Origin of the sequence: Paenibacillus helianthi, assembly GCF_001909055.1 — a bacterium.
Classification (GTDB): Bacteria; Bacillota; Bacilli; order Paenibacillales; family Paenibacillaceae; genus Paenibacillus_AQ; species Paenibacillus_AQ helianthi.
In genome coordinates this window covers 200,368-226,909 of the sequence record NZ_LVWI01000034.1, presented here as the reverse complement: position 1 = coordinate 226,909, position 26,542 = coordinate 200,368, and the positions used below count along the sequence as shown (strand labels likewise).

Annotated in this window: 22 protein-coding genes and 1 riboswitch; of the genes, 4 read left to right on the top strand and 18 right to left on the bottom strand. The window is 51.7% G+C overall.

Annotation, left to right across the window (positions count from 1 at the left end):
* Positions 1-2: 2 nt before the first annotated feature.
* From A3844_RS10640 to pnpS, 7 genes are all read right to left on the bottom strand, one after another.
* Positions 3-749, bottom strand: a complete 747-nt coding sequence (locus A3844_RS10640) for a manganese efflux pump (RefSeq protein WP_074102496.1) — start codon at positions 747-749, stop codon at positions 3-5.
* 195 nt (positions 750-944) lie between these two features.
* Positions 945-1,781: a DNA-formamidopyrimidine glycosylase gene (gene mutM / locus A3844_RS10635; protein ID WP_074107371.1), complete on the bottom strand. Its 837-nt coding sequence runs from the start codon at positions 1,779-1,781 to the stop codon at positions 945-947.
* 50 nt (positions 1,782-1,831) lie between these two features.
* On the bottom strand, positions 1,832-4,504 hold the full coding sequence (gene polA / locus A3844_RS10630) for a DNA polymerase I (protein ID WP_074102494.1): 2,673 nt from the start codon (positions 4,502-4,504) through the stop codon (positions 1,832-1,834).
* A 206-nt stretch (positions 4,505-4,710) separates the two neighbouring features.
* Positions 4,711-5,370, bottom strand: coding sequence for a phosphate signaling complex protein PhoU (gene phoU / locus A3844_RS10625; protein WP_074084041.1), 660 nt, complete (start codon positions 5,368-5,370; stop codon positions 4,711-4,713).
* 68 nt (positions 5,371-5,438) lie between these two features.
* Positions 5,439-6,194: a phosphate ABC transporter ATP-binding protein PstB gene (gene pstB / locus A3844_RS10620; RefSeq protein WP_074084040.1), complete on the bottom strand. Its 756-nt coding sequence runs from the start codon at positions 6,192-6,194 to the stop codon at positions 5,439-5,441.
* Between the two features lie 241 nt (positions 6,195-6,435).
* Entirely contained in the window at positions 6,436-7,164 is a 729-nt protein-coding gene (locus tag A3844_RS10615) for a response regulator transcription factor (RefSeq protein WP_074084039.1), read from the bottom strand.
* 195 nt (positions 7,165-7,359) lie between these two features.
* Positions 7,360-9,153: a two-component system histidine kinase PnpS gene (gene pnpS / locus A3844_RS10610; RefSeq protein WP_074107370.1), complete on the bottom strand. Its 1,794-nt coding sequence runs from the start codon at positions 9,151-9,153 to the stop codon at positions 7,360-7,362.
* A 352-nt stretch (positions 9,154-9,505) separates the two neighbouring features.
* On the opposite strand from pnpS, the gene A3844_RS10605 reads away from it, so the two are divergent.
* Positions 9,506-9,757, top strand: coding sequence for a LacI family transcriptional regulator (locus tag A3844_RS10605; protein ID WP_074107369.1), 252 nt, complete (start codon positions 9,506-9,508; stop codon positions 9,755-9,757).
* A gap of 147 nt (positions 9,758-9,904) precedes the next feature.
* On the opposite strand, the gene A3844_RS10600 is transcribed toward A3844_RS10605, so the two are convergent.
* Together A3844_RS10600 and A3844_RS10595 are read right to left on the bottom strand one after the other, a co-directional pair.
* A complete protein-coding gene (locus A3844_RS10600; protein WP_074107368.1) occupies positions 9,905-12,910 on the bottom strand; it encodes an alpha-amylase family glycosyl hydrolase in 3,006 nt (1,001 codons plus the stop codon).
* A gap of 416 nt (positions 12,911-13,326) precedes the next feature.
* Entirely contained in the window at positions 13,327-15,000 is a 1,674-nt protein-coding gene (locus A3844_RS10595) for a fumarate hydratase (protein WP_074107367.1), read from the bottom strand.
* 103 nt (positions 15,001-15,103) lie between these two features.
* Between A3844_RS10595 and yfbR the strand changes: the two genes are divergently transcribed.
* The gene (yfbR, locus tag A3844_RS10590; RefSeq protein ID WP_074084034.1) at positions 15,104-15,763 is read left to right on the top strand and encodes a 5'-deoxynucleotidase; all 660 of its coding nucleotides are present in this window, start codon (positions 15,104-15,106) and stop codon (positions 15,761-15,763) included.
* 167 nt (positions 15,764-15,930) lie between these two features.
* Here the strand turns inward: yfbR and thiH are convergent, their stop codons facing one another.
* The 5 genes from thiH to A3844_RS10565 form a co-directional block, all read right to left on the bottom strand.
* A complete protein-coding gene (gene thiH / locus A3844_RS10585) occupies positions 15,931-17,043 on the bottom strand; it encodes a 2-iminoacetate synthase ThiH (protein ID WP_074107366.1) in 1,113 nt (370 codons plus the stop codon).
* 30 nt (positions 17,044-17,073) lie between these two features.
* Complete coding sequence (locus A3844_RS10580) at positions 17,074-17,838, bottom strand: thiazole synthase (RefSeq protein WP_074084032.1); 765 nt, start codon at positions 17,836-17,838, stop codon at positions 17,074-17,076.
* 140 nt (positions 17,839-17,978) lie between these two features.
* Complete coding sequence (thiS, locus tag A3844_RS10575) at positions 17,979-18,182, bottom strand: sulfur carrier protein ThiS (protein ID WP_074084031.1); 204 nt, start codon at positions 18,180-18,182, stop codon at positions 17,979-17,981.
* A 65-nt stretch (positions 18,183-18,247) separates the two neighbouring features.
* Positions 18,248-18,850, bottom strand: coding sequence for a thiamine phosphate synthase (locus tag A3844_RS10570; RefSeq protein ID WP_074107365.1), 603 nt, complete (start codon positions 18,848-18,850; stop codon positions 18,248-18,250).
* Between the two features lie 124 nt (positions 18,851-18,974).
* Positions 18,975-19,076, bottom strand: a riboswitch (TPP riboswitch).
* Positions 19,077-19,244: 168 nt separating this feature from the next.
* On the bottom strand, positions 19,245-20,114 hold the full coding sequence (locus A3844_RS10565) for an SDR family oxidoreductase (protein WP_074107364.1): 870 nt from the start codon (positions 20,112-20,114) through the stop codon (positions 19,245-19,247).
* A 235-nt stretch (positions 20,115-20,349) separates the two neighbouring features.
* Here A3844_RS10565 and A3844_RS10560 point away from each other — a divergent pair, with 235 nt between their 5' ends.
* Positions 20,350-20,775, top strand: coding sequence for an NUDIX hydrolase (locus A3844_RS10560; protein ID WP_074107363.1), 426 nt, complete (start codon positions 20,350-20,352; stop codon positions 20,773-20,775).
* Positions 20,776-20,857: 82 nt separating this feature from the next.
* Here A3844_RS10560 and A3844_RS10555 read toward each other — a convergent pair whose 3' ends face one another.
* The 4 genes from A3844_RS10555 to citZ form a co-directional block, all read right to left on the bottom strand.
* A complete protein-coding gene (locus A3844_RS10555; RefSeq protein WP_074084027.1) occupies positions 20,858-21,283 on the bottom strand; it encodes a hypothetical protein in 426 nt (141 codons plus the stop codon).
* A gap of 122 nt (positions 21,284-21,405) precedes the next feature.
* The gene (mdh, locus tag A3844_RS10550; RefSeq protein WP_074107362.1) at positions 21,406-22,347 is read right to left on the bottom strand and encodes a malate dehydrogenase; all 942 of its coding nucleotides are present in this window, start codon (positions 22,345-22,347) and stop codon (positions 21,406-21,408) included.
* 90 nt (positions 22,348-22,437) lie between these two features.
* The gene (icd, locus tag A3844_RS10545; RefSeq protein WP_074084025.1) at positions 22,438-23,733 is read right to left on the bottom strand and encodes an NADP-dependent isocitrate dehydrogenase; all 1,296 of its coding nucleotides are present in this window, start codon (positions 23,731-23,733) and stop codon (positions 22,438-22,440) included.
* Between the two features lie 147 nt (positions 23,734-23,880).
* Positions 23,881-24,993: a citrate synthase gene (gene citZ / locus A3844_RS10540; protein WP_074084024.1), complete on the bottom strand. Its 1,113-nt coding sequence runs from the start codon at positions 24,991-24,993 to the stop codon at positions 23,881-23,883.
* Between the two features lie 388 nt (positions 24,994-25,381).
* Here citZ and ytvI point away from each other — a divergent pair, with 388 nt between their 5' ends.
* Positions 25,382-26,497 (top strand): sporulation integral membrane protein YtvI, encoded by a 1,116-nt coding sequence (gene ytvI / locus A3844_RS10535; protein WP_074084023.1) that lies wholly within the window; start codon positions 25,382-25,384, stop codon positions 26,495-26,497.
* Positions 26,498-26,542 lie beyond the last annotated feature (45 nt).

Below are 26,542 nucleotides of genomic sequence, written 5' to 3'. Positions count from 1 at the left end.
CCTCATAATAGCTTCATTATTCCCATTGCAATTAATAATAACGCAGGAAGTAAGGCAGCATGCCTCATCCAGTAGCTTCCTGACAGCTTCAGCCCCGTCTTCATCCCAAGCAGCAGGAAAGTTCCGCTAAAGAGAGCAATCATCAGCGACGTAGAGACCGGACTGAATCCCAGTAATGCTGCTCCAAGACCCGCGCCGAATGCATCCAGCGACAGTGCAATTCCAAGCACCATCGCTTCCATAGAGGATATGCTGCCGGAAGCATCCATATCGGCGGAAGAAGGTGTGCGAAGAATCTGGATCACTACTCCAAGATGCCTCAGCTCCAGTGAGAAAACTTCCGATTTAGATGGCTCTCCGTCCTCTGCTTCCAAGGAATTCTCAACACCATTGCTCCCGGCAAGAGCAGCAGCCGTCTCCCGTCTAGCCGCGCCGTCGGACTTCCCGCCTTCGTCTTCCGTACGATGCTCTTTTTCCTTCTGCATCAGCATCTGGAACAAAGACCAGCAGCCCATCAAGACGAGAATAACCGCTCCAATACTGGATGCGGCATGAGGAGAAACCACCTTGGCCAGCAGCACACCGACCTGCATAGAGACACCGATAACGATCCCCGAGCACAGCGAGATAATCAGGATCGAGAGCAGCGGTATTTTCATTTTACGCAGCCCATATGTAACACCTACACCAAAACCATCCAAACTCAGGGCAAACGCCAGCAGCAGCAGTGAAAAAAATGGGCTGAACACCCGCAATCCCTCCCGTGAAGAACCGGCAGCCCGCCCGGATGGCTCCGGGCAAGGCTCCGTTCGCTCTAATCAGCATTCTTCACACAGTATATGGGCGGGACAGGTATTGAGTGCCTGGCTTTTATTACTGCATGGACAATATTAGCGTAAAACCGGAAGTACAGCAGTGCCAAATCTTACGATGTAACGCTTACTTTAAATTCCCTTTTGCGGCTGACAGTTTGGACAATAATGCGTGCCTCTGCCGCCCACCACACTTTTCTCGATCAGCGTGCCGCAGCTCGCACAAGGCTGATCCTTGCGTCCGTAGATAAGCAGCTGATGCTGGTAGCTTCCGCTCTCTCCCTGGCCGTTGACATACGATTTCACCGAAGATCCTCCTGCATTCACAGCCTCAGTCAACGTTGCGACAATGGCATGATGCAGCTGATCCAGCTGACTTCCGGTAAGCGACTTGGCGCCCGTTTCCGGGTGAATACGGGCACGGTGCAGTGCTTCATCCACATAAATATTTCCGATGCCGACTACATATTCCTGATTGAGCAGCAGCGGCTTAATTTTGGTGCTTTTGCCTGATACGATTTCCTTAAAACGTTCCGGTGTAAAAGATGGAGCAAGCGGCTCCTCTCCCAGCTTCTTCAACGGCGGCAGCAGCAAATCTTCCCCCGGCTGGAACAGATGCATCGTCCCGAACTGGCGCACATCTGTGTACCGCAGCTCCGTACCATCCGTAAAATGAAAAATCACATGGGTATGCTTGTCCAGCGGCTCCTCTCCCTGATAAAGGCCGTAGCGGCCCTCCATCCGCAGATGGGATACCATGACAAGTCCATCCAGCACAAAACGTAAAAACTTCCCTCTGCGCTCCACTTGTACTACAGTATGGCCTGCCAGCATGCCCGCAAAAGCCTGAATATCGTCCGGACGTTGGATGATCCGCGGCAGCCGGACGGTGACGTTCTGTATCTGCTTGCCTGTAATTAAGGCATTAAGTGTTCTTTTGACAGTTTCTACTTCCGGTAATTCCGGCATAATGGCTCACCTCCCCTTCATTATACCGGATATACGATCCTTGCGGGGGCCTATTTCGCCTCATACCAGTTGCTTCCATAACTTACCTCTGCCTTGAGTGGTACAGATAGCTTCAACGCTCCTGCCATTACCTCCGGCAGCAATTGTTTCATTAGCTCAAGCTCATCTTCGGGTACTTCGAACACCAGTTCATCGTGTACCTGCAGCAGCATGCGGCTTTTAAGACCGCGCTGGTGCAGCGCCTTGTCCATGTGAACCATAGCCAGCTTGATGATATCCGCCGCTGTCCCCTGAATTGGAGTATTCATCGCTGTACGTTCGGCAAAAGAGCGCAGATTGAAGTTCTTCGCATTAATCTCCGGCAGATAGCGGCGGCGTTCCAGCAGTGTGGTTACATAGCCCTGCTTGCGGGCTTCCACTACAATATCGTCCATGTAACGGCGCACACCTTTGAACACTTCGAAATACTGCTCAATGAAATGTGCAGCCTCTTTGCGCGGAATATTCAGGTTTTGGGACAGGCCGTAATCACTTATCCCGTAGACAATCCCGAAATTGACCGCTTTGGCGGAACGTCGCATGTTGCTGTCCACTTGGTCGGCGGCAACACCGAACACATCCATCGCTGTTTTGGTGTGAATGTCCATATCCTCCAGAAAAGCTTCCTTCATCCGCTCATCACCGGAAATATGCGCCAGTACACGCAATTCGATCTGCGAGTAGTCTGCCGCCAGTATCGACCAACCCGGCTCGGAGGGCACAAAGACCTTGCGGATTTTGCGGCCTTCCTCCAGACGGATCGGAATATTCTGCAAATTTGGAAACTGGCTGCTAAGTCGTCCGGTTGCTGCGATCGTCTGGCGGTAAAAGGTATGCACCTTGCCGGTCTCCGCAGAGATTTCCTTAAGCAGACCTTCTACGTAGGTGGACTGAAGCTTGGCAATGGTACGGTATTGGAGAATCAGCCTTACAGCATCATGGTAGGGAGCCAGCTTCTCCAGCACCTCGGCATCCGTGGAATAACCAGTCTTCGTCTTTTTGACAACAGGCAGGCCCAGCTTCACGAACAGAATTTCCCCCAGCTGCTTCGGGGAGTTGAGGTTGAACTCAGTACCGCAAATCGAATAAATATCCGATACCAGCCTGGAAATCTGGGCCTCAAACTCCTTGCCGAGATCGATCAGATCCTGTTTGTTGACAGCAATCCCCTGCTTCTCCATGTCAGCCAGAATGCGTGACAGCGGCATTTCCAGATCGACAAACAGGCCGGTCATATCCGTGTCCGTCAGCTCCTGCTGCTGTTTCTGCACGATACCAAGCACAGTGGCGCTTTTGCGGGCGACATGATTGCCCAGGATTTCAAGCTCCGGTATTTTATATTTAGCGCCTTTGCCGAATACCTCTTCATCCGGAGACAATCGGGGCAGACCATATTTGGCTGTAAGGTCATTCAGATTCTGGTTGGCTTCCGTAGGGTCCAGCAGATAGGCAGCTAGCTGAACGTCATTAGCGGCTCCGGCAAAAGCAATTCCCTGCCAATGCAGCGCCAGATCTGCTCGGTGCAGATCATATCCGCTTTTGGGTGCTTTCTCATCTCCGAGCCAATCCCGCAGCTTCGCCGCAGCAGGGCTCTTCAGCAGTGCAAAGGGCACGAAAAAGTGCTGCTCTGGCGAGGAAAAGCCGATGCCGATCACTTCCGAACGATGCGGATTCTCACCGTTTGTCTCCACATGCAGCGCAGAAATGCCAGGCAAAGCAGCCAGCAGCTCCGGCAGCTCCGTTTCCCCTACGACGGTGATATCCAGCTCCGCAACCGGAGCCGCTTCAGTTCCGTCTTCAGGGTCTTCACCTGCAGGAGCGTAGGCGCTCAGTGACAGACGCTCGAGCAGGGACTTGAATTCCAGCTTGGCCAGCGCCGGGCCGGCAGTATCCTTTTTGATTCCGGTGAAGACCATATCCTCCCAGGCATGCTCCAGTGGAACCTCACGGTAGATGGTCGCCAGTTTCTTACTCATTACAGCGCTGTCTGCATGTTCCTCCAGCTTCTCCTTCATTTTACCCTTCAGCTCATCCGTTCCGGCCAGCACGCCTTCTACCGAACCGAACTGCTGCAGCAGTTTCAGTGCCGTCTTCTCGCCGACCCCTGGAACGCCGGGGATATTATCACTGGCATCTCCCATCAGACCCTTGAGATCGATGATCTGCTGTGGAGTGAGGTCGTATTTGTCGCGGATTTGCTGAGGCCCGTACATTTCAACCTCGGTAACCCCTTTACGCACCAAAGCCACTGTCGTATGATCCGAAGCCAGCTGAAGCATATCCTTATCCCCGGACACAATCATAACCTGGCGTCCAGCCTCATCGGCTTCCCGGGATATACTTCCGATAATATCGTCAGCTTCGTAGCCGTTAATTTCAAATTGCGGCACACCGAGATTGCGCAGCAGGTCTTTTAGCATCGGGAACTGTTCGGAGAGCTCAGGTGGTGTCTTTTGACGGCCGCCTTTGTAGTCTTCATAACCTTCATGCCGAAATGTGATCTTCCCTGCATCAAAGGCTACAATCATATGGGTGGGCTTATGCTCTTCAATCAAGCGCAGCAGCATGGTTGTAAATCCGTACACTGCGTTGGTCTGCTGCCCTGCGGTATTCGTCAGCGGCGGCATTGCGAAAAATGCGCGGTAAATAATGTTATTGCCATCTATTAGAATCAACTTGTCCATTTCTGCACCTCGCCTTTATCTTGCATACTTCTTTACATTTTACCATATGCCCTGCTCAAGCAGAAACAGCAAGAGGTCGTTCATCGCGGAAATGCTCTAGTCATACAAAAAAAAGCAAGCCTTCACTGAAGAAAGCTTGCTGTCTGAGTTTCAAAGGCAATGTCGCCCCTTCTTATCAACGTGTCTAATGAAAACAGGTCATTCTGCTATTGATTCAAATCAGGACGTTTGCCGGTCACCAGGTAGACTACACTCTCGCCAATGTTGGTGGCATGATCCGCAATCCGCTCGATATACCGGCCAACCAGCGTCAGCAGCATCGCCTGATTCAAGAACTCCGGTTTTTCGACCATATAAGCATACAGCTCATTAATCATCCCGCTGTACAGTTGGTCCACCAGGTCGTCATCTTGAGCCATTTTGTAGGCCAAATCGGTATTTTCGTCCAGATAGGATTGAATCGCTTCCGTAATCATTCCCGATACAATCTCTGCCATACGCGGAATATCCACAAGTGGCTTAATCAGCTGTTGACCTTGGATCCGCATAGTGACCTTGGCCACATCCAGTGCCAGATCCCCCATCCGCTCCAGATCGCTTGATATTTTGAACGCTACAATAATACGGCGAAGGTCCTTCGCTACCGGCTGCTGGGTGATGATGAGCCGCGAACCGATTTCCATGATTCTGTCTTCCATGGCATTGAGCCGCAAATCCGCCTTCACGATCTCCTGAGCTCGCTCAGTGTCCAGGTTCTGCAGAGCAAGTACCGCACCTTCCAGCGCGTCTGTTACATGCTCGCCCATCTGCTGCAGCAGGCTGCGCAGTTCTTCCAAATCTTTATCGAATTCTTTTCTGCGAATCATTATAAAAGCGATCCTCCTCAAAAACGTATGGTCAGCCTGTCACTCCGGGAATATGCCAATCACTTGGATCAGCCGAAGCGTCCTGATATATAGTCTTCAGTGCGGGAGTCCTTCGGATTCGAGAACAGCATCTCGGTATCCGCAGCCTCCACGATTACACCGTTCAGGAAAAACACTGTGCGGCCCGATACCCGTGCGGCCTGATGCATATTATGTGTGACCATGACAATCGTATACTTGTCCCGCAGCTCCTGTACCAGTTCCTCAATCTTAAGTGTGGATACCGGGTCCAGAGCGGAGGTCGCCTCATCCATCAGGAGAATGTCCGGCTGTACCGCAAGCGCTCTGGCAATGCAAAGACGCTGCTGCTGCCCGCCGGAGAGACTGAGAGCCGATTTCTTAAGGAAATCCTTAACTTCCTCCCACAGGGCGGATTGGCGCAGGCTCTGTTCCACCAGCACATCCAGCTCCGCTTTGCCGCGTACTCCGTGCAGACGGGGACCGTAAGCCACATTGTCATAGATCGATTTGGGGAATGGATTCGGCTGCTGGAACACCATGCCTACCTGCTTACGCAGGCTTTCCACTTCCACCTCGTCGCTGTAAATATTTTTGCCGCTAATGTTAACCTTACCTTCAATACGTGTACCGGGGATCATATCGTTCATACGGTTAAGAGTACGCAAAAGGGTGGACTTCCCGCAACCGGAGGGTCCGATAAAAGCGGTCACCTGTTTCTCAGGCACTTGAAGGTCCACGCTTTTCAGCGCGTGAAATGACTCATAGTAGAGATCTAGCTTCTCTATGTCAATGATGGATTTCATTAGTTTTTGTGTCTCCTTCTCATCATCTTCGTACCCCATGATAAGCTTTCAGTGTAAATAGAGTTGAAGAGAATTGTTAACAGAATGTTAAATCATATGTAAGGTTTGGATGACAAAACATCAAGAAACAAAAAGCCCTCACATTGTGAGGACTTGCCACGGTCAACCTACGAATCCAATTCATAGCTTTTGCCAAAATGCTAGATATTTATGCATTCACTTATAAAAGAACACCTTTATTTTACATGACCGGGCTTCTTTTTTTGTTCACCACAAGTTTGTAGCCCACTCCGCGGATCGAATCGATATGCACGGATTCCGGGTCCAGCTCAAGCTTCTTGCGCAGGGAACTGACATGCACGTCTACGGTGCGCTGTCCTCCAATGTAATCAAAGCCCCAGACGGCATTCATCAGATCATCACGTGTAAGCACCACCCCCGGCTTGCGGGCCAGATACAGCAGAACCTCGAATTCTTTGGGCCGGAGATTGATGCTCTGACCACCCAGTAATACCTCATACCGCTCAGGGTAAATCTCCAGTTGTCCCAGGATTATGGTAGATGCGGGTACTGAAGTATCCGGCTGAACTTCTTCGGCCAGCCCGGAAATCCGGCGCAGTACTGCACTGACACGGGCAAGCAGTTCAGATACGCCAAAAGGCTTGGTTATATAATCATCGGCGCCTGATTTCAGCCCCCGCACCACGTCCTCTTCGGCATTTTTGGCAGTCAGCACGATTACAGGCGTACGGATGCCTTGACCGCGCAGCTTATCCAGAATATCAATCCCATTCATTCCAGGCAGCATCAGATCCAGTACGATTAAGTCAAAAGGTTCTCTAGTCGCACGGTCATATCCTGCCGTTCCATGATCCTCAACGGTGACCTCATAGCCTTCCTGCGTCAAATTATACGACAGCAGCCGGGACAGTGTCGGTTCGTCTTCAATGACAAGCAATCGTTGTGCCATAGTTTCCCCCGTCTTCATATGTTTTCAATTTTACAAAACTGCAGGCAAGCCCATCATATCACCAGAATGTTAACCCGGTGTAAAATAGCAAAGGATTCATAATTTTTAAGCCTCTAGAATTAATACTAGCTCTTTGAATCCTTGCTGGCAATCCGGGCAGCGAACAAAACTCCCCCTGATATTGACACTGTCCGTTTAGTGAGAACCTTCCTGCAGCAGTGGAAGTTCCAAAATAAAGGAGCTGCCGATTCCAAGGTCGCTTTCTACAGAAATCGATCCGTGATGCAGCTCAACCAGATGCTTGACAATGGACAATCCAAGCCCGGTTCCGCCGGAGCTTCTGGATCTGGCTTTGTCCACCCGGTAAAAGCGTTCGAAAATCCGCGGCAGGTCCTTCCGTGGAATTCCCATGCCGGTATCTCTTACGGTAAAGGTAACCGTCTCTATCCCGTCATTCTTTTGGGTGTTAACCACAATTATATTTACGCTTCCGCCTTCATGAGTGTAATTAATCGCATTGGACAACAGGTTCATAAAGATCTGGCGCAGCTTATCTTCATCCCCCTCCATAAACAGCTCTGCAGGCACATCCGCGCGCAAGCTGATATTCTTCTTCTCGGCTACCTTGCTGAGCGTTTCAAGCACGGAATCGAAGAATTCAATCAAATGCACCGGTGAGCATTCCAGCTGGACGCGTTTGGATTCTATTTTGGAGAGTTCCAGAATGTCTCCGATCAGGCGGTTCAGCCTCTCATTCTCATCATAGATAATTTGCAGAAAAGAGCGCGCGGTTTTCTCGTCAGTGACTCCTCCGCCAAGCAGGGTCTCGGCAAAACCTTTTACTGCAGCGACCGGAGTCTTCAGCTCATGGGATACATTGGCTACGAACTCGCTGCGCATTTTCTCCAGCCGGCGGATTTCCGTTACCTCCTGAAGCAGGAACAGCATCCCCCGGCATGAACCGTCTTGAATCATCGGCACGCCGTCCAGCCGCACGATCCGTTCCGCGGGATTATAGATGCTCCGCTCTTCATGGATCGGCTCTTTGCGGGAGACACCCTCCTCGATCAGGCGTGTAAGCTCATAGTGATGCTTCAGCTCCTTGTACGAACGCCCTGCCATCTCACTGTTCTTCACATCCAGCAGCTGCTCAGATGCCCGGTTCAAGAGAGCAATTTCACCTTCTGCATTGATCATTACAATACCGCCGGTCATATTGTCCAGCACGCTCTGCAGCAGATCCTCGTTATTCCGGATCGTCTTGAGCTGGTCCTGAAGACTGTCTGCCATCGCATTGATTGCATTGGCAAGCTGACCGATCTCGTCTCTGCGGTTCATCGGAACCCTTGCATCATAATCCAGATCGGTAATCCGCCGGGCGACTCTGGTAATCTGCTCAAGCGGAGAGGTCATGCTGGAGGCAACCTTGTAACTAACAAAAGTAGCTGCAATGAACAGCAGCACCAGTCCGCCTGCCATGATCATCCAGGCCCGGTTCAATCCCTCTGTGACTGCATCGAGCCCCATGGAGAGACGGATATAGCCATCGAAGCCCTGATCAGATACAACGGCCCCGGCTACGTACAGCATCTCCCGGTTAAGGGTATCACTGTAACGGATCGCGCGCCCGATCCCTTCTTTCGCTGCCAGTACTTCCTCTTCACGCGTGGAATGGTTGTCCATCTCCATCGGATTTTTCTCTGAATCGCCAATGACTTTGCCGTCTTTCAGAATAAAAGTAATCCGGGAACTGGTTAACTTGGCGATATTCTCTGCCTGCTTAGTATAATAGCTGACTGCGTCCGGACTGGCCGTATCTCTAAATTGAAGGGTGCCGGACAGCAGATTTATTTCCCGGGACATGTTTTCTTCCAGCGCGGAAATATGTGAATCCTTAAAGAGCTTGGCCATGGTAATACCTGCACCGATCATGGATATGCCAATCAAGGCCATTAGTATCAGTGTAAGACGAATGCGAAACGGTCTCATGAATTGTATCCTCATCCTTATGATTGTGTCCTTGAGAACATCCTACCTTCATTTTAAGTAAAATACCAGTTCCCGCACCGATTATCAACGCCGTGTAAAATCGGGTAGCGGAATGCCCCCGCACTGCAGAAAACAAGCTTAGAGTGCGTGAAATCATGAAACAGATGAACTACATTCCAAGGAGTATGGCTACAGGACTTGCGAGAAAGAGCAACCATACGATCGGACTCCTGTTTGATATGTCCAAAAAAGTGAATTTCTGTATGAAAGCGCATTCGAGCCTCAGGGGTACGAACTGACCTTCTGCAATATTCAGCATCAAGATGCAAAAGGCCATTTTCTAAGCAGACTTGTGCTGAATCAGCGTGTGGACGGCATTATAGCAAATATTTCGGTGTTATCAGAGGATCTGTCCAGGGAGCTGGACCGGCTGGCCTTTCCTTACGTCTCCATTGGTGAAATAGATATTGCTGTAAGCTGGGTGGATTATGACAACGAAGCAGGCGGCAGAATGCTGACCATCCATTTGAAATCGGGCAAGGCTATTGCAAGCCGGCATTTATTGGCGGTGAAAGGAACGAGAGAATCTTCAGCCGCCGGCTAAGCGGCTACCTTCAGGCTTAGGCATTGCCCCTTCATCGCTTTCACAATCCTTCTGTCGGACAATAACAAGGAGCGGCTCTGGACTGAGCCGCTCCTTGTCTGAATGCCTGCATGGTTAAATGTGCTGTTGTCAGCAGCTTTGATCCTGCTATAGATCCTTCCAGCGCTGCACGGTAAGGCTGACGGTCTGCGCCCCACCCGCAGGTGTAAGTGACCGGTTTGCAATATCCGCCCCGCTTGTGCTGGTCTCTACTGACGCCCAGCTGCCGCGTGTAACCTTATATTGTACCGCCGTTCCCGCCGGCAGGCTTAGTGTGATGGAATATACGCCATCACTACCTTTGGTCAGCTGGTACGCAGGGTCCGCTGCATTCCAGCTATTGAAGCTGCCAGTTAAATATACCGGTCCGCTTGCTGGAGTCGTATTTGGAACAGTAACCCTGAAGGTCACACTGTCCGCTTGCGGCACACCTGCTGCGATGCTGCCGTTTACTACACTCCACGTGCCTGCTCCGAAGTGATAATTGCTGCCTCCGTTGTTGTCCCAGGTCCCGCTGCCGTTATTAAAGGCTGCTGTCAGGCCAGCAGCACTTCCCAGCTGAATCGTAGCCGTTTTATAACCCGTGTAGGATGACGACTGCAGCTGCACTCCCGGAGATGTGGTCCAGACTGCCGATCCATCCAGACTATAATGAATATAAGAATTCGTATAAGCGGTATTCTTGTAGTAAATGGTCACTGAATTGCCAACAGGGGTTGCCGTAGGTGAAACTGTTGGCGTTGGGGTCGCTGTTGGCGTTGGGGTCGCTGTTGGTGTTGCCGTCGGGGTCGGCGTTGGAGTAGCTGTTGGTGTTGCTGTTGGTGTTGCTGTTGGTGTTGCTGTTGGCGTTGGCGTTGCAGTTGGTGTAGGTGTTGGGGTCGCTGTCGGCGTCACAGGGCCGCCTGCCTTGATGTTTCCGGTTGGCGTGTAGGTCCAGGTGCCAGTGCCAAATAAATAGTTGCTGCCGCCGTTACTGTCCCATGTCCCGCTGCCGTTATTAAAGGCTGCCTCCAGCTGTGTGGCAGAGCCGATATTGATCGTGATTTTATTATAGCCGGTTACTTCAGCTGCTGGCATAGCCACGCCAGGTGATGTCGTCCAGGTTCCGCCTACAGGACGGTAATGAATATATGGCGTCGTGTAGCCTTGCTTGTAATAAATGGTTACACTATTTCCGGGCGGTGTGAAGACCAGAGCGGCTGCGCTAAGTGCCGACAGATTGCCTGCGGCATCAAAAGCTTTTACCGTATAGCTATAGTTAGTCTGCGATGCCAGTCCGTTGTCCGTATAAGAAGTGTTTGCTGTTGTTCCAACTTTGACTCCATTGCGGTAAATTTCATAACCGGTTACCCCGACATTATCCGTGGAGGCAGTCCAGCTTACGAGCACATTGGATGCATTTTGCACAGTAGCTGTTACATTGCTTGGAACAGAAGGAGCCACGGTATCGATTATCGGCTGGGTTTTGGAATAGATCTTAGCCGAATTCGCTCCCACAGTTACAGTAATTTGTTTGCCGGTTGCGCCTCCCGATTGCACGGTTACAGTGTCAGAAGTATTCAGTTGATTAATGAGTACTGTACCTGCAGTTAGTGTGCTTTCTGCGCGCAGCGGGATGGTAACGGTCTGTGAACCGTTGGAAGCATTGCTGAATACAGAGATGACTTCCTGGCCCACATTAGTTCCGCTGTCTACACGCCGAGAGAAGGCATACAGGTTCTGGGCGGACCACATTTCACGCTGGGTGCCTGTGCGGAGTGCAGGATTATTTTTGCGGATTTCATTCAGTTTGGCAATATGCTTATAAGTGCTGGTATTCTCATTAAAATAGTTCTCGAGGACATTGCCGCTCGCATCCCGTTTCACCATTGACCAGCGGTTCCAGGTATCAGCGATCCCGCCTGTCATAATCTGGCCGTTGCCGTTGCCTTTATTCTGCTCTGTACCCTGGAAGACCACGGGTGTTCCACGGACAGTATAGATGAAGGACAAAGCATTCTGCAGTTTATCCACGTTGCCGCCAGCTTCCGTCAAAAAACGGTTGCGGTCATGATTGTCGAGAAAGGTAACCATATGGTTCGCATTTCCGTTGTAATAAGTATCCTGAGCAAGCGTGCTTTTGATGTTGGAATCAAAGGACTGCCCGTAAGCAAAACTGTTCAGGACCGAGAAGAACATAGGGAAATCAAGCATGCCCCATTCCTTGTTGTTGCCTACCCAGCGGGAGACAAATTCGGCGTTGCCGTCAAAGTTCTCACCAAAGGTATTCACGCCTAAAAGATTCTGCAGTTCACCGATGTCTGTCGGCTTGACCAGCTTGGCAGCATCCACGCGGGCACCATCGGCACCCGTATAGTCAAACCAGCCTTTAATAGAATTGAATACAGCCTGTTTGGCGGCAGGAACATCAAAGTCGATATCATCCAGCCCGCCGAGATCGTGATTCTCTAAATAATCCTGAGCCCATTGATCGTATCTTCCGTCTGCCAGTGACCAGTTGATATCCCCATTATGGTGATACCAAGCCGGATTATTAAAAGGAGCCGCAGGCTGCAGACCCGCTATATCATAATAAGCCTGACTGCCTAGCATATAGTCCCCAATATGATTCGGCACTACGTCGATAATCACCTTAATCCCAAGCGCATGGGCGGAATCCACCAGTTCCTTAAGCTTCTCTTTGGTTCCAAAGTAAGGATTGGCCTTATTGGGATCCTTTACGTTGTATCCATGGTAGGCTGTGTTTTTACCTGTACCATTGTTGTCGCGGTTAGTCATCTGCGGTTCTGCCACCGGAGAAATCCAAATCGCGGTATATCCCATGTTATGAATATAGGGCAGTTTGTTGATGATACCCTGCCAGTCTCCGCCTTTCATATAGCGAAAATCTTCATCGGAAGCTTCTCCGTAACGGATAGCGGCACCGGTGGCATTATTGGAGGTATCCCCGTCATTGAAGCGGTCAACCATAATCTGGTAGATTGTATCATTCTCAGTAACAGTACCAATACTCGCTGCTTCAACCCGTGCGGTTGGCAGCACAAACAAGTTAGCCGTAATGGACAGAACAATTGACGTGATTAATGCCGGAATAAGCCATAGCTTGCGTTTCATTCCTCATCTCCCTCTCATAAGAGCGCATATCGAACCATACTGCCTGTGAATACCATTCCATCACTTGCAAGACGATGCTGCGGACAAGGAAACCGGTTTCCCTCATAAAAATTACCATGGCTATGTATGCGTTGTCAAGTATAATAATTAGCGTCCGCTGACAGTGATCCCCAGGCTTTTGTACAAAGGTGTCCCGCCCCTGCCCCCGAAAAAACAAAAACAAAATTACCCCGGCGGGTGAAATGAAAGGTACTTCTACCTTTCATTTCCACAATCAGCCCACTCCGGGGAAATCAAAAGCACTTCTACTTTTCATCTCCCTATTCAGCCCGCTCCCGGCGAATGCAAAAAGCCCTCCCCCATTAACAATGGAAGAAGGCTTACGGAATATTTACACGCTAGCTTTATTTCACAGCTTATTTAAAAACCGGTTCCCGGAACTGCGCCAGCTTGGCTGCAGAATCCTTTTCCACATCTGCATGCAGACTGTTGCCGTGCGCGTCCATGGTTACAATGGCCGCGAATCCTTCTACTTGTAAATGCCACATGGCCTCCGGAATCCCGAACTCCATGAAGTCGACGCTGTTCACCTTCTTAATGCACTCTGCATAATACTGCGCCGCGCCTCCGATGGCATTGAGATAGACACCGCCAAGCTCCTGCAGCGCCTGTAGTGTCTTGGGTCCCATTCCGCCTTTACCGATTACGGCACGGATGCCGAATTTCCGCATAATATCACCTTGATACGGCTCTTCACGGATGCTGGTAGTCGGGCCTGCCGCTTTTACATGCCAGCCTTCATCGTCCTTCAGCATGACCGGGCCGCAGTGATAGATCACCGCCCCGTTCAGATCCACCGGTGCATCATGATCCATCAGATACTTGTGGAGCGCATCGCGCCCGGTGTGCATCTCTCCCGACAGAATGACTACATCCCCCACCCGAAGACTGCGGATATCTTCCTCACTGATCGGTGTCGTCAGCCGGATCTCGCGGGATTCTCCAGCAGCTGCTGCCGCTTGCTCCCCGGCCGGATTCGCTGCTGCTTCAGCAGCCGAGAGTACTGCAGGTGCTGCAGGAATCGCCGCATCTTCTGGAACAACACCTGAGGCTACTACGTCTGCGGCAGAGCCAACAGCCTCAAGCACAGCAGCAGGTACGAAGCTATCTTCCGTCTCTACGGAGATTCCCGTACCACTTTCATACAGCCATTCCTGAATGGTTCCAGCTGCCGGATCAACCAGGATGCCCTGGCGGCGGAACGCCCAGCAGTTATAGGCCACGGAGACGAAAAAACTGGCCGGCAGCCGGTTCATTACTCCAATCTTGCAGCCCAGCAGTGTGACTTCACCGCCAAAGCCCATCGTACCGATTCCCAGTTTGTTAGCATTCTCCATAATATAGTCTTCAAGCTTGGCCAGATCCTGTATGGGATTCACATCCTCCACCTTGCGGAACAGCTGTTTCTTGGCAAGCTCATACCCGGTGGTACGGTCCCCGCCGATGCCGACCCCGATGAAACCGGCACTACAGCCCTGGCCCTGTGCCTGAAATACCGAATGAAGGATGCATTTGCGGATGCCGTCGAGATCGCGGCCCGCTTTGCCAAGGCCCTCCAGTTCCGCAGGCAGGCTGTATTGAATATTCTTGTTCTCGCAGCCTCCGCCCTTCAGAATCAGCCGCACCTCCACTGCTGCTTCTTCCCACTGCTCAAAGTGAATCACCGGAGTCCCTGCACCCAGATTATCCCCGCTGTTCTCCCCTGTCAGCGAATCTACAGAATTGGGGCGCAGCTTGCCATTCTTCGTCGCACGGATAATGGCGTTATGGATGTCCTTCTTCATCTCGATCTGATTCACACCCACAGGTGTATGAATGATAAAAGTCGGCATCCCTGTATCCTGACAGATCGGAGATACCTGCAGCTCAGCCATGCCAATATTCTGTGCAATGGTAGTGAGCGCGAGGCCGGAGCGGGTAGCCCGGTCCTCCAGAGCACGTCCCTTGGCTACTGCCCGGCGCACATCGCCCGGCAGATTTGTTGAGGTTTCCACAATCAGATCATACACACTGTCTTCAAAATGCTGCATCTTCAGTCCAGCTCCTCTCCATGCGTTCGCGGTTGTCCAAACTCTGTTACAATTAGTTTTATCATAACATATTAAACCACGCATGAAAGGGGTTACGTAAAAATTGAATTACCATTTTTCAGCCTATTTGTACCGGCTTCAATATATCCAGCGCTGGAGCCTTATGCGAAGCACAGCACCGGAGAACGTCGCGCAGCACTCGTTCCAGGTTGCCCTGCTGTCGCATATGCTCTGCTCCATCGGCAACGTCCACTTCGCCCGCTCGCTGAATGCCGACCGTGCGGCCGCAATGGCGCTGTTTCACGACGCCACTGAGGTCTTCACCGGCGATATTGCTACGCCGGTCAAACACAACAATCCGCGTCTGCTGTCCAGCTTCCGCGACATGGAGCGGGTCGCCGCCGAACGGCTGAAGGGGATGATTCCGCCGGAGCTTACATCTGTTTACGCGCCGCTTCTGCAGCCTCAGGACAGTCCTTCCGGCTCCGAAGATGCCCTTTTGCTGCGTTATGTCAAAGCGGCAGATCATCTGGACGCCTACCTGAAATGCGTCTGGGAGGTTGCTGCAGGCAACCGTGAATTCGCAGCGGCCAGGGTACAAACCGCAGCCAAACTGCGCGGGCTTGAAATGCCGGAAATGGAATACTTCCTGATTCATATGGCTCCCGGCTTCGAGATGTCCCTGGATGAGCTGTCCGCCGGTTCGGACGGAGGATCTGTGGATTGCGGACAACCGGTGGATGGCGCGGACAACATGTTATAAACAGTGGACTCCTATGATCGGACCCGTAGGAGCTCAATCAAATTCTAATCTGTAGATACAGAACAGGCTGCTTCAAGCAGGAATAGCACCAGAGTCACAGATTCTCTGCATATTTTTCTGACAATTAGCTCCTCAGCACCTTAGCACGGTTACCACGGCAACCCTTATCATGCCTGCAGCTTCAGCAGGTCCCAATCCTTAAAGACGGGCTGCAGGCCGGCTGCCTGAAGCATATCCGTGATCTCCTGCACATTCCGTTCATCCGAGATTTCGAATTGCGGAGTCCCGCCATCCTGGGTGTGTCCCCCTACTTCGGTGGAGACACCTGCCGACATTTTGGTGATCCCAAGATGGATCAGGTGATCCCGCAGGGAGGCGGGCTCCCGGGTGGACAGGGTAATGCCGGAGCGTGGCAGAAACAGGCGATACGCCAAAATAATCTGCACCAGCGCACGGTCGGTAACATCGCTCTCCGGGTTGAACTCGCCCAGATACGGACGAAAACGCGGGGCGGATAAGCCGATTTCACATTCCGGATATTTGTCCTGCAGATAGCGGGCATGCATCGCGGTCATGAAGGCTTCCTGGCGCCAATCATACATGCCCAGAAGCGCACCGATGTTGACCGAGCGGAAACCGGCCTGACACCCTCGTTCGGGGGCATCCAGACGGTTCCGGTAGACTCTTTTGGGACCTTTCACATGCAGCTTGCGGTAGGTTTCCTGATGGTACACCTCCTGATACAGGGTCAGCCCGTCCACTCCCGCTTCCCTAAGCGCCCGATACTCCTCAGTAGACAGCGGGTTCACCTCTATACTGACAGAAGAGAAGTATTCATGCAGAATTTCTACGCATTCCTTCACATAAGCGGCCGGACTATCCCTGCGCGATTCCCCGGTCAGAATCAGAAGTTGGCGCAGGCCCGTGGAGGAGATCGCTATAGCCTCTTGTCTGATCTCCTCCGGAGTCAATCTTTTTCTAGGAAAATCATAAATCGAGCTGAAGCTGCAATACGTACAGTGATTCACACAGAAATCAGCCAGATACATCGGTGTGAACAGCTGCATCACATGCCCAAAATGCGAACGGGTCAACCGTTGCGCACGCTGAGCCATCTCCTCCAGACAAGATTCCGCAGCCGGAGACAGCAGGGCCTGCAGGTCTTTTTCATCCGGACGATCCTTGAGAAGTGCCCGCTTCACATCCTCCACCCGGTACTCCTGCCACAAGCTCCCGTAAGGCAGTTGCTCCAGACGAGTCAGTGGTTCAAAAAAACTCATGTTACTCCCCCATTTCCGTTAGCCAGTGAGTCACTTCAGAAATCCGGTCAATGGCGAAGACGCAACAGCCGTCTCTTCCACTGGACCGAGTCCTGCCAAATAGGCCTTGCGGCCTGCAGCTACCGCCTCACGGAAGGCCGCAGCCATCAGCAGCGGATCACGGGCGGTAGCGATTGCTGTATTGAGCAGCACAGCGGATGCGCCAAGTTCCATCGCTTCTGCCGCTTCGGACGGGCGGCCGATGCCGGCGTCGACGATCACCGGTAGATCCACCTCAGAGATGAGAATGCGCAGCAGCTCTGTGGTACGCAAGCCGCGGTTCGAGCCGATGGGGGAGCCAAGCGGCATGATGGCGGCGGCCCCCGCTGCTTGCATCCGCAGCGCGGCTGAGAGGTCCGGGCTCATATAGGGCAGCACTACGAAGCCTTCGGCGGCCAGTATTTCTGTGGCCCGGATAGTCTCCAGGTTGTCTGGAAGCAGATATTTCTGATCATTGATTACCTCAATCTTGACCCAATTGCCAAGGCCTGCGGCTCTGGCCAGTCTGGCGATCCGCACAGCCTCCTCAGCCGTGCGCGCACCCGAAGTATTTGGAAGCAGAGTCATATGGGAAGGAATATGGCTGATAATATTGTCCTGGCTCTCCGGATCTACACGGCGCAGAGCTACCGTGATTACCTGTGAGCCTGAAGCTGAAACCACTTCGGGAATCAGTGTATTGCGGCTGTATTTGCCGGTACCGATGAACAGCCGGCTCGATAACGTAATGCCGCCAATCACCAATGGATCTAACATGAACTCGCCTCCTGGGATGAAATTCGACAAGGGAAACGGATTCACCGTCATTTTTAAGACGGTATCCGTTTCAGTAAAAAAATAGAAGGATAATGTATAGCGTGAAAAAAATTCAAATATTTTATGATAGCCTCATGGCTTCAGCCCCCGCCTACAAAATGCACCAGCTCCAGCCTGTCGCCTTCACATAATATCTCCGACCCGTAATGCTCCTTGCTGACAATCTCACCATTTCGTTCCACGATCACAAGCCGAAAGCTCCATTCGGGCCGGCTTAACAGATCGGCAACGGTCCGGCATTCTTCCGCAACCACTCCTGGCTTGCCATTAATGATCAGATTCATGCGCTCTCACCTCCTTGGCGTGGTACCATTCACGGATTTACTGGAGTCACAATACACCACAGATCCTACGCCTCCTGGACTGCCAACCGGTATGCACGGGCAGCAGATACGGGATCATCCGCTCCGCAAATGCCGGACATGACCGCAATCCCGGCAGCACCGTGACGGATCACTTGACCTGCATTTTCAGGCTCCACCCCGCCGATAGCAATCAGTGGAATACGGGTGCTGCGCACCGCTTCCTCCAGGAGCGCCAAACCGCGCCCCCGCTGTCCGGGCTTGCAGCCGGTAGGGAAAATATGGCCGAACAGGCAGAAGTCCGCCCCCTGCCTGCCTGCTTCCGCTGCTTCTGCCGCGGAGTGCACCGACCTGCCCAGCCGGAGACCTGGAGCGGCTGCACGGGCTGCTGCAGGCGGCAGGCTGTGCCAGGCTAGCTGGACAGCGCCTGCACCGGCGGCCAGCGCAACATCCAGCCGGTCATTGATGACCAGTCTGGATGCGGGGATTCCTGCACGCAGCAGTTGCTCTGCCATGCTGAGCAGCTCCAGGGCAGACCGGTTTTTTTCCCGCAGATGAATAAAGTCCACGAGCGGATGCACAGCAGCCGCCAGGCTGACGAAACGCCCAAGCTCAAGCTTCCCGTCCGATATTAAATGAATTTCCGCCACTTCTTCACCTCCTGCTCCACACTATTGCAGCAAAACGCGCAACACAAAAAAACCGCCCCCGCGATAGGAGGCAGTCATAAATTTGTACAGGAATACGGGTGTAAGAAATACAACCCCGCTGCAGTTCATTCATTCTCCGCTTTCCTACGCTGGTTTTAACCAGATCAGGTTCAAAGGGTCCGAACGTCACGTTCGTCTCAGCCTTGCGGCACCCCTAGGGACAATTGCAGTATTCAATTGCTGACGTGGTTCATATTAACATATTAATCCTCGGAAAAGCTATCCCTTTTACCCAAAGCTTCATCTTATATGGTACATAAAAAAGAGCAGACCGCATGGGCCTGCTCTTGAACTGTTATATTTTCCAGAAACCTACTTGACCGTACAGCAACTTCTAGCCGTTGACAATTTCCCCGCCGTTGACATGCATTACCTGGCCGCTAACATAGGATGAATCATCCGAGGCCAGATAGACGTAGGCTGGTGCCAGCTCTTCCGGTTGTCCCGGACGCTGCATGGGCTGTGTGCCGCCGAACTCGCTGACCTTTTTGGCATCAAATGTGGATGGAATCAGCGGTGTCCAGATCGGACCCGGAGCTACAGCATTCACACGGATGCCCTTTTCCGCCAGATTCATCGACAACGAGCGGGTGAAGCTGAGAATCGCGCCTTTGGTGGACGAATAGTCCAGGAGCTGCGGACTGCCGCGGTAGGCGGTGATCGACGTCGTGTTGATGATCGTGGAGCCTTTTTTCAGATGCGGCATAGCTGCCTTGGTCAAATAGAACATGGAGAAAATATTCGTACGGAACGTCCGCTCCAGCTGCTCAGAGGTAATATCCTCGATCTTGTCCTGCGGATGCTGCTCGGCCGCATTGTTAATCAGGATGTCCAGCTTACCGAGCCCCTCTACCGCTCGGTTGATCAGATCCTGGCAGAACGCTTCTACGCCGATGTCACCGGCAATCAGAATACACTTCCGTCCCTCCTGCTCTACTTGGCGTTTGGTCTCTTCGGCATCAGAATGCTCATTCAGATAGGAAATGATCACATCCGCACCTTCTTTGGCAAAATGAACGGCAACCGCCCGTCCAATGCCGCTGTCGCCTCCCGTAATGAGCGCCGCCTTACCCAGCAGTTTGCCTGCCGCTTTGTAGCTGGACGTTTCAAATTCAGGGCGCGGATTCATCTCGCTCTCGATACCGGGCTGACGGTCCTGCACCTGGGGAGGCAAGGTTTTGGTAGTCTGCTTATTTTCTGGCATGATCCATTCTCCTTTCGCTGTGTACCTTTTGTTGAAGTAACCACATCGTATTAGGATGGCTTCTGCATCATCAATTATACAATCGCTTTACGTTATGTTACTTACCACACTTCCCGGCTGTCCAAACAAAAATATAGTCGTTTTTGACGTAAAGGGCCGATATAATTTAGTGAAGTAATGATCGATATGGGATTCGGAGCGATTAACCCATAGGATTAGGAGGCGCATAAGTTATATGACCAGAAATACACGGAGCATCATCGTTGCGGTCAAAGGAGTCATTCTGCATCAAGGCAGAATCCTGCTCGTACAGCGGGCAGCTGCAGATGCGATAGGAGCAGGCAGCTGGGAATGCCCCGGCGGAAAAATGGAATTCGGAGAAGGCCTGGAGGCTGCACTCGAGCGGGAGATTAAGGAGGAAACCGGACTTACGGTCACGGTGGAAAGGCTATTGTATGCCGTGTCCTTTCTGACCGATCCGGGCAGGCAACTCGTTATCATCACCTACTGGTGCCGGACCGATGAGCATACAGTGGTGCTCTCTGAAGAGCATGCAGACTATAAATGGTGTACCCGTCACGAGCTTCAGACCCTGCTCCCACCCGGAATACAAGCGGAATTTGAGAAAAGCAATGTGTTATCGTCAGAGGACCTGCTATAAGGTAATCAGGCTGGAATGCAGTAAAGGCCCGCCCCCTCGAATCAGGGGCAGGCTTGACGGTTTGGTGAATAATCATCCTTACCTAGATAATGTGTCTATACACCATGAAGAATACCATTACGATCAGCACAACCATCAGCAGCAGGCTCATGGTACGAAGCTTCGCGGTTTGGTCTGACACATCACGGTTCTCACGCATGCCGGCTGTGGCCAGACGCAGCGGCTTGCCCATAATACCGCCCAGGGCAAACATTGCCAGCAGGAGTACAACCACGACAACCATCCAGGCTACGGTGTAATCCCCCTTAGAGATCATGTATCCGCCAGTCAGCAGCTGAATGACCAGACCATACTGGGCAAACCGGTTCAATCCGCCAATGGCGCTAAGCGTCCCTTCTTTGGCTGCTGCAGACAGCTTACCGGTGCCGCTCAGAATAAACGGAAGCACCAGATAAAAGCCGACCGCCAATGTCCCGATCATATGTAAGAAAAAGAAAATCCGATCCATTGTTTAACCTCCTCACTTTTCGCTGTGATATAAGTTACATTCTTATTATACCCAACCCCGCCGTCCATGAAAAGAAAGCCCTCATTTCCATTCAAGAAATGAGGGCTTGTGACCGCTGGGAATCATACCTTAACCACTGAAGTAACCGCACGTACAGAATCTGCTGATTTATCCAGAGCCGCCTTTTCTTCCGCGGTCAGCTCCAGCTCGTAGATCTTCTCAATACCTTCCGCACCAAGCAGCGCCGGGATACCCATGAACAGTCCGTCATAACCATATTCCCCTTCCAGCAGGGCAATGACGGGAATAATCCGCTTCTTATCCTTCAGGATCGCTTCAGTCATTTGCACCAGCGATGCCGCAGGAGCGTAGTAGGCACTGCCATTACCCAGCAGGCTGACAATTTCGCCTCCACCGGCACGGGTACGCTCTACAATATCGGCAATCCGCTGGGCAGGAATCAGCTTATCAATCGGAATGCCGCCGGCACTGGAGTAACGGATCAGCGGAACCATATCATCCCCATGGCCACCCATCACAAAGCCGCGTACATCCTCTACCGAAACATTAAGCTCTTGAGCAATAAAGGTGCAGTACCGCGCGGTGTCCAGCACACCGGATTGACCGATTACACGATTCTTAGGAAAGCCTAGGGTACTATAAGCAACGTAAGTCATGGCATCCACCGGATTACTCAGGATAATTACTATGGATTCAGGAGCTACTCGCTTCACATTCTCACAGACTGATTTTACGATGCCCGCGTTCGTATTCACAAGGTCATCGCGGCTCATCCCCGGTTTGCGGGCAACTCCCGCCGTAATGATGACGATATCTGAATCGGCAGCATCGCCGTAGCTGGAAGTTCCTGTGATCTGGGCGTCATACTTCTGCACCGGACCGGCTTCCTGCATGTCCAGCGCCTTCCCCTTGGTCTGGTTCTCAAGCTGGGGAATATCCAGAAGCACCACATTACCAAGCTCCCTCTGGGCAAGCATCAGCGCCGTGGTGGCACCGGTAAAACCGGCGCCCACAACTGTAATTTTATGACGTTTGATAGCCACGAGTGATCCTCCTAAGCGTTTGTTAGGAATACCGTATTGAATTCCTTCGTACAAACTCACTTCGTAAGCATATGCAATTGATTTCAGGGACTACAGGTGATTAATGATCTCGTCAGCAAATGCCGAGCATTTCAGCTCTGTTGCGCCTTCCATCTGACGGGCGAAATCATAGGTTACGGTCTTATTGTTAATGGCCGTGCTCATGCCATTGTAGATCAGATCAGCCGCTTCCTGCCAGCCCAAGTGCTCCAGCAGCATGACGCCGGACAGAATCACTGAACCCGGATTTACCACGTCCTTATCCGCATACTTAGGTGCAGTACCATGGGTAGCTTCAAAAATAGCGTGCCCCGTAATATAGTTGATGTTCGCGCCGGGAGCGATGCCGATGCCGCCGATTTGCGCAGCCAGTGCGTCGGATAGGTAATCGCCGTTCAGGTTGAGCGTTGCAATCACATCGAAATCGGTTGGACGGGTCAATACCTGCTGCAGGGCAATATCCGCAATGGCATCCTTGATGATGATTTTGCCCGCTGCTTCTGCTTCCTTCTGAGCAGCATTAGCTGCAGCCTCACCGCTCTGCTCCTTGATGGCATCATATTGATTCCAGGTGAAGACATGATCGCCGAATTCCTGCTCGGCTACCTCATACCCCCAGTTCTTAAATGCGCCTTCGGTAAACTTCATAATATTGCCTTTGTGTACCAGTGTCACACTCTTGCGGCCATGCTTGATTGCATATTCAACAGCGGAGCGCACCAGACGCTTCGAGCCTTCCATGGATACCGGTTTAATGCCGATTCCGGATGTTTCCGGGAAGCGGATTTTGTTCACACCCATCTCGTTTTGCAGGAATTCTATAACCTTCTTCACTTCAGCGGAACCTTCCTGATACTCGATTCCGGCATAAATATCCTCTGTGTTCTCACGGAAAATCACCATGTCCACTAGCTCAGGATGCTTCACAGGTGAAGGCACTCCATCGAAATAACGCACTGGACGCAGGCAGACATACAGATCTAATTCCTGTCTCAGTGCTACATTCAGGGAACGGATGCCTCCACCGATTGGAGTAGTCAGAGGTCCTTTGATCGCTACAATGTACTCGCGAATTGCTTCAAGCGTATCATTCGGCAGCCATTCACCATATGTATTGAAGGCCTTCTCGCCGGCAAATACTTCGTACCAGGCAATCTGTTTCTTACCGCCGTATGCTTTGGCTACTGCGGCATCCAGTACCCGTTTGGAGGCTTTCCAAATGTCGCGGCCTGTACCGTCACCCTCAATGAACGGGATGATCGGATGATCCGGAACGAGCAGCTTGCCATCTTCGATTGTGATTTGTTCGCCTTCTGTCGGCAGATCGTATTTTTCCAGTTTCAACATCAGTGGGTATTCCTCCTAAAAATTTTGTTTTGTGAGCCTAGACTTCCTTGAATGATTTTTGTTCAAAAGTCTTTCCGGAAGCATAGGCTTTGAGTTTGGTTTATAGTTCATTCTACTAAAGGGGTGCAGCGGCCCGCAAGGGCTGCTTTATCTCTCGTCCACCGGAACGTATTTTTGTTCCGACATTCCTGTGTATTCCGCACGCGGGCGAATGATGCGGTTGTCCTCATACTGCTCCAGAATATGCGCAGTCCAACCCGAAACACGGCTGATCGCAAAAATCGGTGTGAACAGCTCCCGCTCAATGCCCAGCTGCGTATAGACCGAAGCCGAATAAAAATCAACGTTAGGCTTCAAGCCCTTGCGCGAAGTAATCAGCTCCTCGACTTTGACAGACATATCGTAGAGTGTAGTATCATTCTTCATTATCCCCAGCTCACGGGACATCTTCATCAGGTGTTTGGCGCGCGGATCGCCATTTTTGTAGACCCGGTGCCCGAAGCCCATGATCTTCTCCCGGCGCTCCAGCTTGCCGCTGACGTACGATTCCACAGCATCCAGACTGCCGATTTCCTCAAGCATCTTCATAACTGCTTCATTCGCGCCCCCGTGCAGGGGTCCTTTGAGCGCGCCGATAGCCGATGTGACCCCTGAATAAATGTCTGACAGTGTAGCAACCGTAACCCGGCCGGCAAAGGTGGACGCATTCAGCTCATGGTCGGCATGAAGTACAAGCGCGGTGTCTAGTGCCTTGACCGATACAACATCCGGCTGCTTGCCCCAGAGCATATACAGGAAATTCTCGGCAATGGTCAGACCTTCTTTGGGGGCTATAGGCTCAAGTCCCTTACGAATACGGGCCAGCGCAGCAACCACTGTCGGGATCTGCGCCTGTAGCTTAACGGCCTTGATCTCATTAGCTTCACGGCTCATATCGTCGGCGGCCGGGTCATACAGGGCAAGGCTGGATACGGCTGTGCGGAGTGCGGCCATCGTGCTCACTTCTTTGGGGAACAGCTTCATTTGTGCAATCACCTGATCAGGGATTGGCGCAAAGGCACTGAGATCCCGCCGCAGGGCCTGCAGCTCAGGAGTCGTCGGCAGATTGCCGAACCACAGCAAATATGCGGTCTCTTCGAAAGTAGCGTTCTCCGCAAGATCATCGATATCGTATCCGCGGTAAGTGAGTACGCCATCCACAATCGAACTGATCGAGGAGGTTGTGGCAACAATGCCTTCCAATCCTTTAGTAGCTGTCATAGTATCTCTCTCCTTTGCCAACTAGGTATAAATACTGTTATTACAGGGATGAAAACATTTACATTTTGATATATCCAAACAATTAATAATCATGCAGAATGACATGCTGCAGAGAATGCAACGAACTTTCGATGTGTAACCTTTAATAATCATACCGGATTTTGACGGTTATGTGAACAACGTGGAAGCTTTGGGACGCATCAAATGATTTTATCGGACAGATAGAAAAAAACTTCTGAAATTCCTGTTTCATGTTCGCGCTTTCAGTTTATACAGGCTGCTGTGAAAAAGCGGATTCCTGTATCCGGATAGTCTTTATATCCAATTTCTGAATATATATTAGACGAGCTGGTTCAGTAGCAGCAGCCTTTATTTGGAGGGATCTGACATGGATTCGCTGGTTTTAAAAAGAGTGCTGCGCGGCCTGTGGGTCCTGCTTGCGGCCTCATCACTACTGGTGGCAGTCTATGTCCTGCTCCCGCTTATGTACCCTCTGCTGCTTGCCTACCTGCTTGCCTACCTGATGCATCCTCTGGTGCTTATTCTAATAGGCTTCAAGCTTCCGCGCTGGCTGGCTGTGTCGTTGTCACTGCTCTTTTATGTAGGGGGTACCGCGCTTGTACTAACTGCACTGATCACCCGCCTTGTTAAGGAACTGATTGTCTTGCTGCAGACCTTCGATCTGCACACCGACCAGTGGCGGGAGCTGCTGTTGTCCATTAGCCGGAATGCCAGCATTCAAAATATTATTAACCAGATCAATCAGTTTTACCATGATAACCCAAATTATCATGCCACGATCGACAGTAATATCAGCAGGACAACGGAAACGGTAGGCCAAGCCATGACTCAATTCATTACCGGATTTTTCAATATGATCCTGAAGCTGATCTCCGCATTGCCAAGTCTGGGTACCATCCTTATCGTCATCATGTTATCCGCCTTCTTCCTCAGCACCGGCTGGGACCGGCATAATGCGAAGCTGAGAGCGCTTGTGCCTTCACCGATGCTCCGACCGGTATCCGAGATCTGGCAGGATCTGCGCAAGGCGCTGTTTGGCTACCTTAGGGCGCAGCTGGTGCTGATTTCAATCACGGCTATTATCGTCATTACCGGGCTCCTGGTGCTTGGCGTAGATTCTGCATTTGCCATTGGGCTGACGATTGGACTGGTCGATCTGGTGCCTTATCTTGGGGTGGGCATTGTGTTGCTGCCATGGGCTCTATACTCCTATATGACCGGCAATCTGGCGCTTGGCATCGGGTTATCGGTGCTCTATGCCGTAATTCTCATCACCCGCCAGATTTTGGAGCCTAAGGTACTTGCAAGCAGCATTGGCCTGGACCCGCTTGCGATGCTAATCGGCATGTTCGCCGGCTTGCAGCTGTTCGGCATGCTTGGTCTGATCCTTGGACCCGTCCTATTGGTCGTGCTTGATGCCTTTCACCGGGCCGGCGTGTTCCGCGCACTGCATAGCTATATCGTGAGCGGCAGGCTGCATTAAAGCTGAAGCGTGCTTGTAGTGGAATTGAGTAAATAAAAAAAGCGT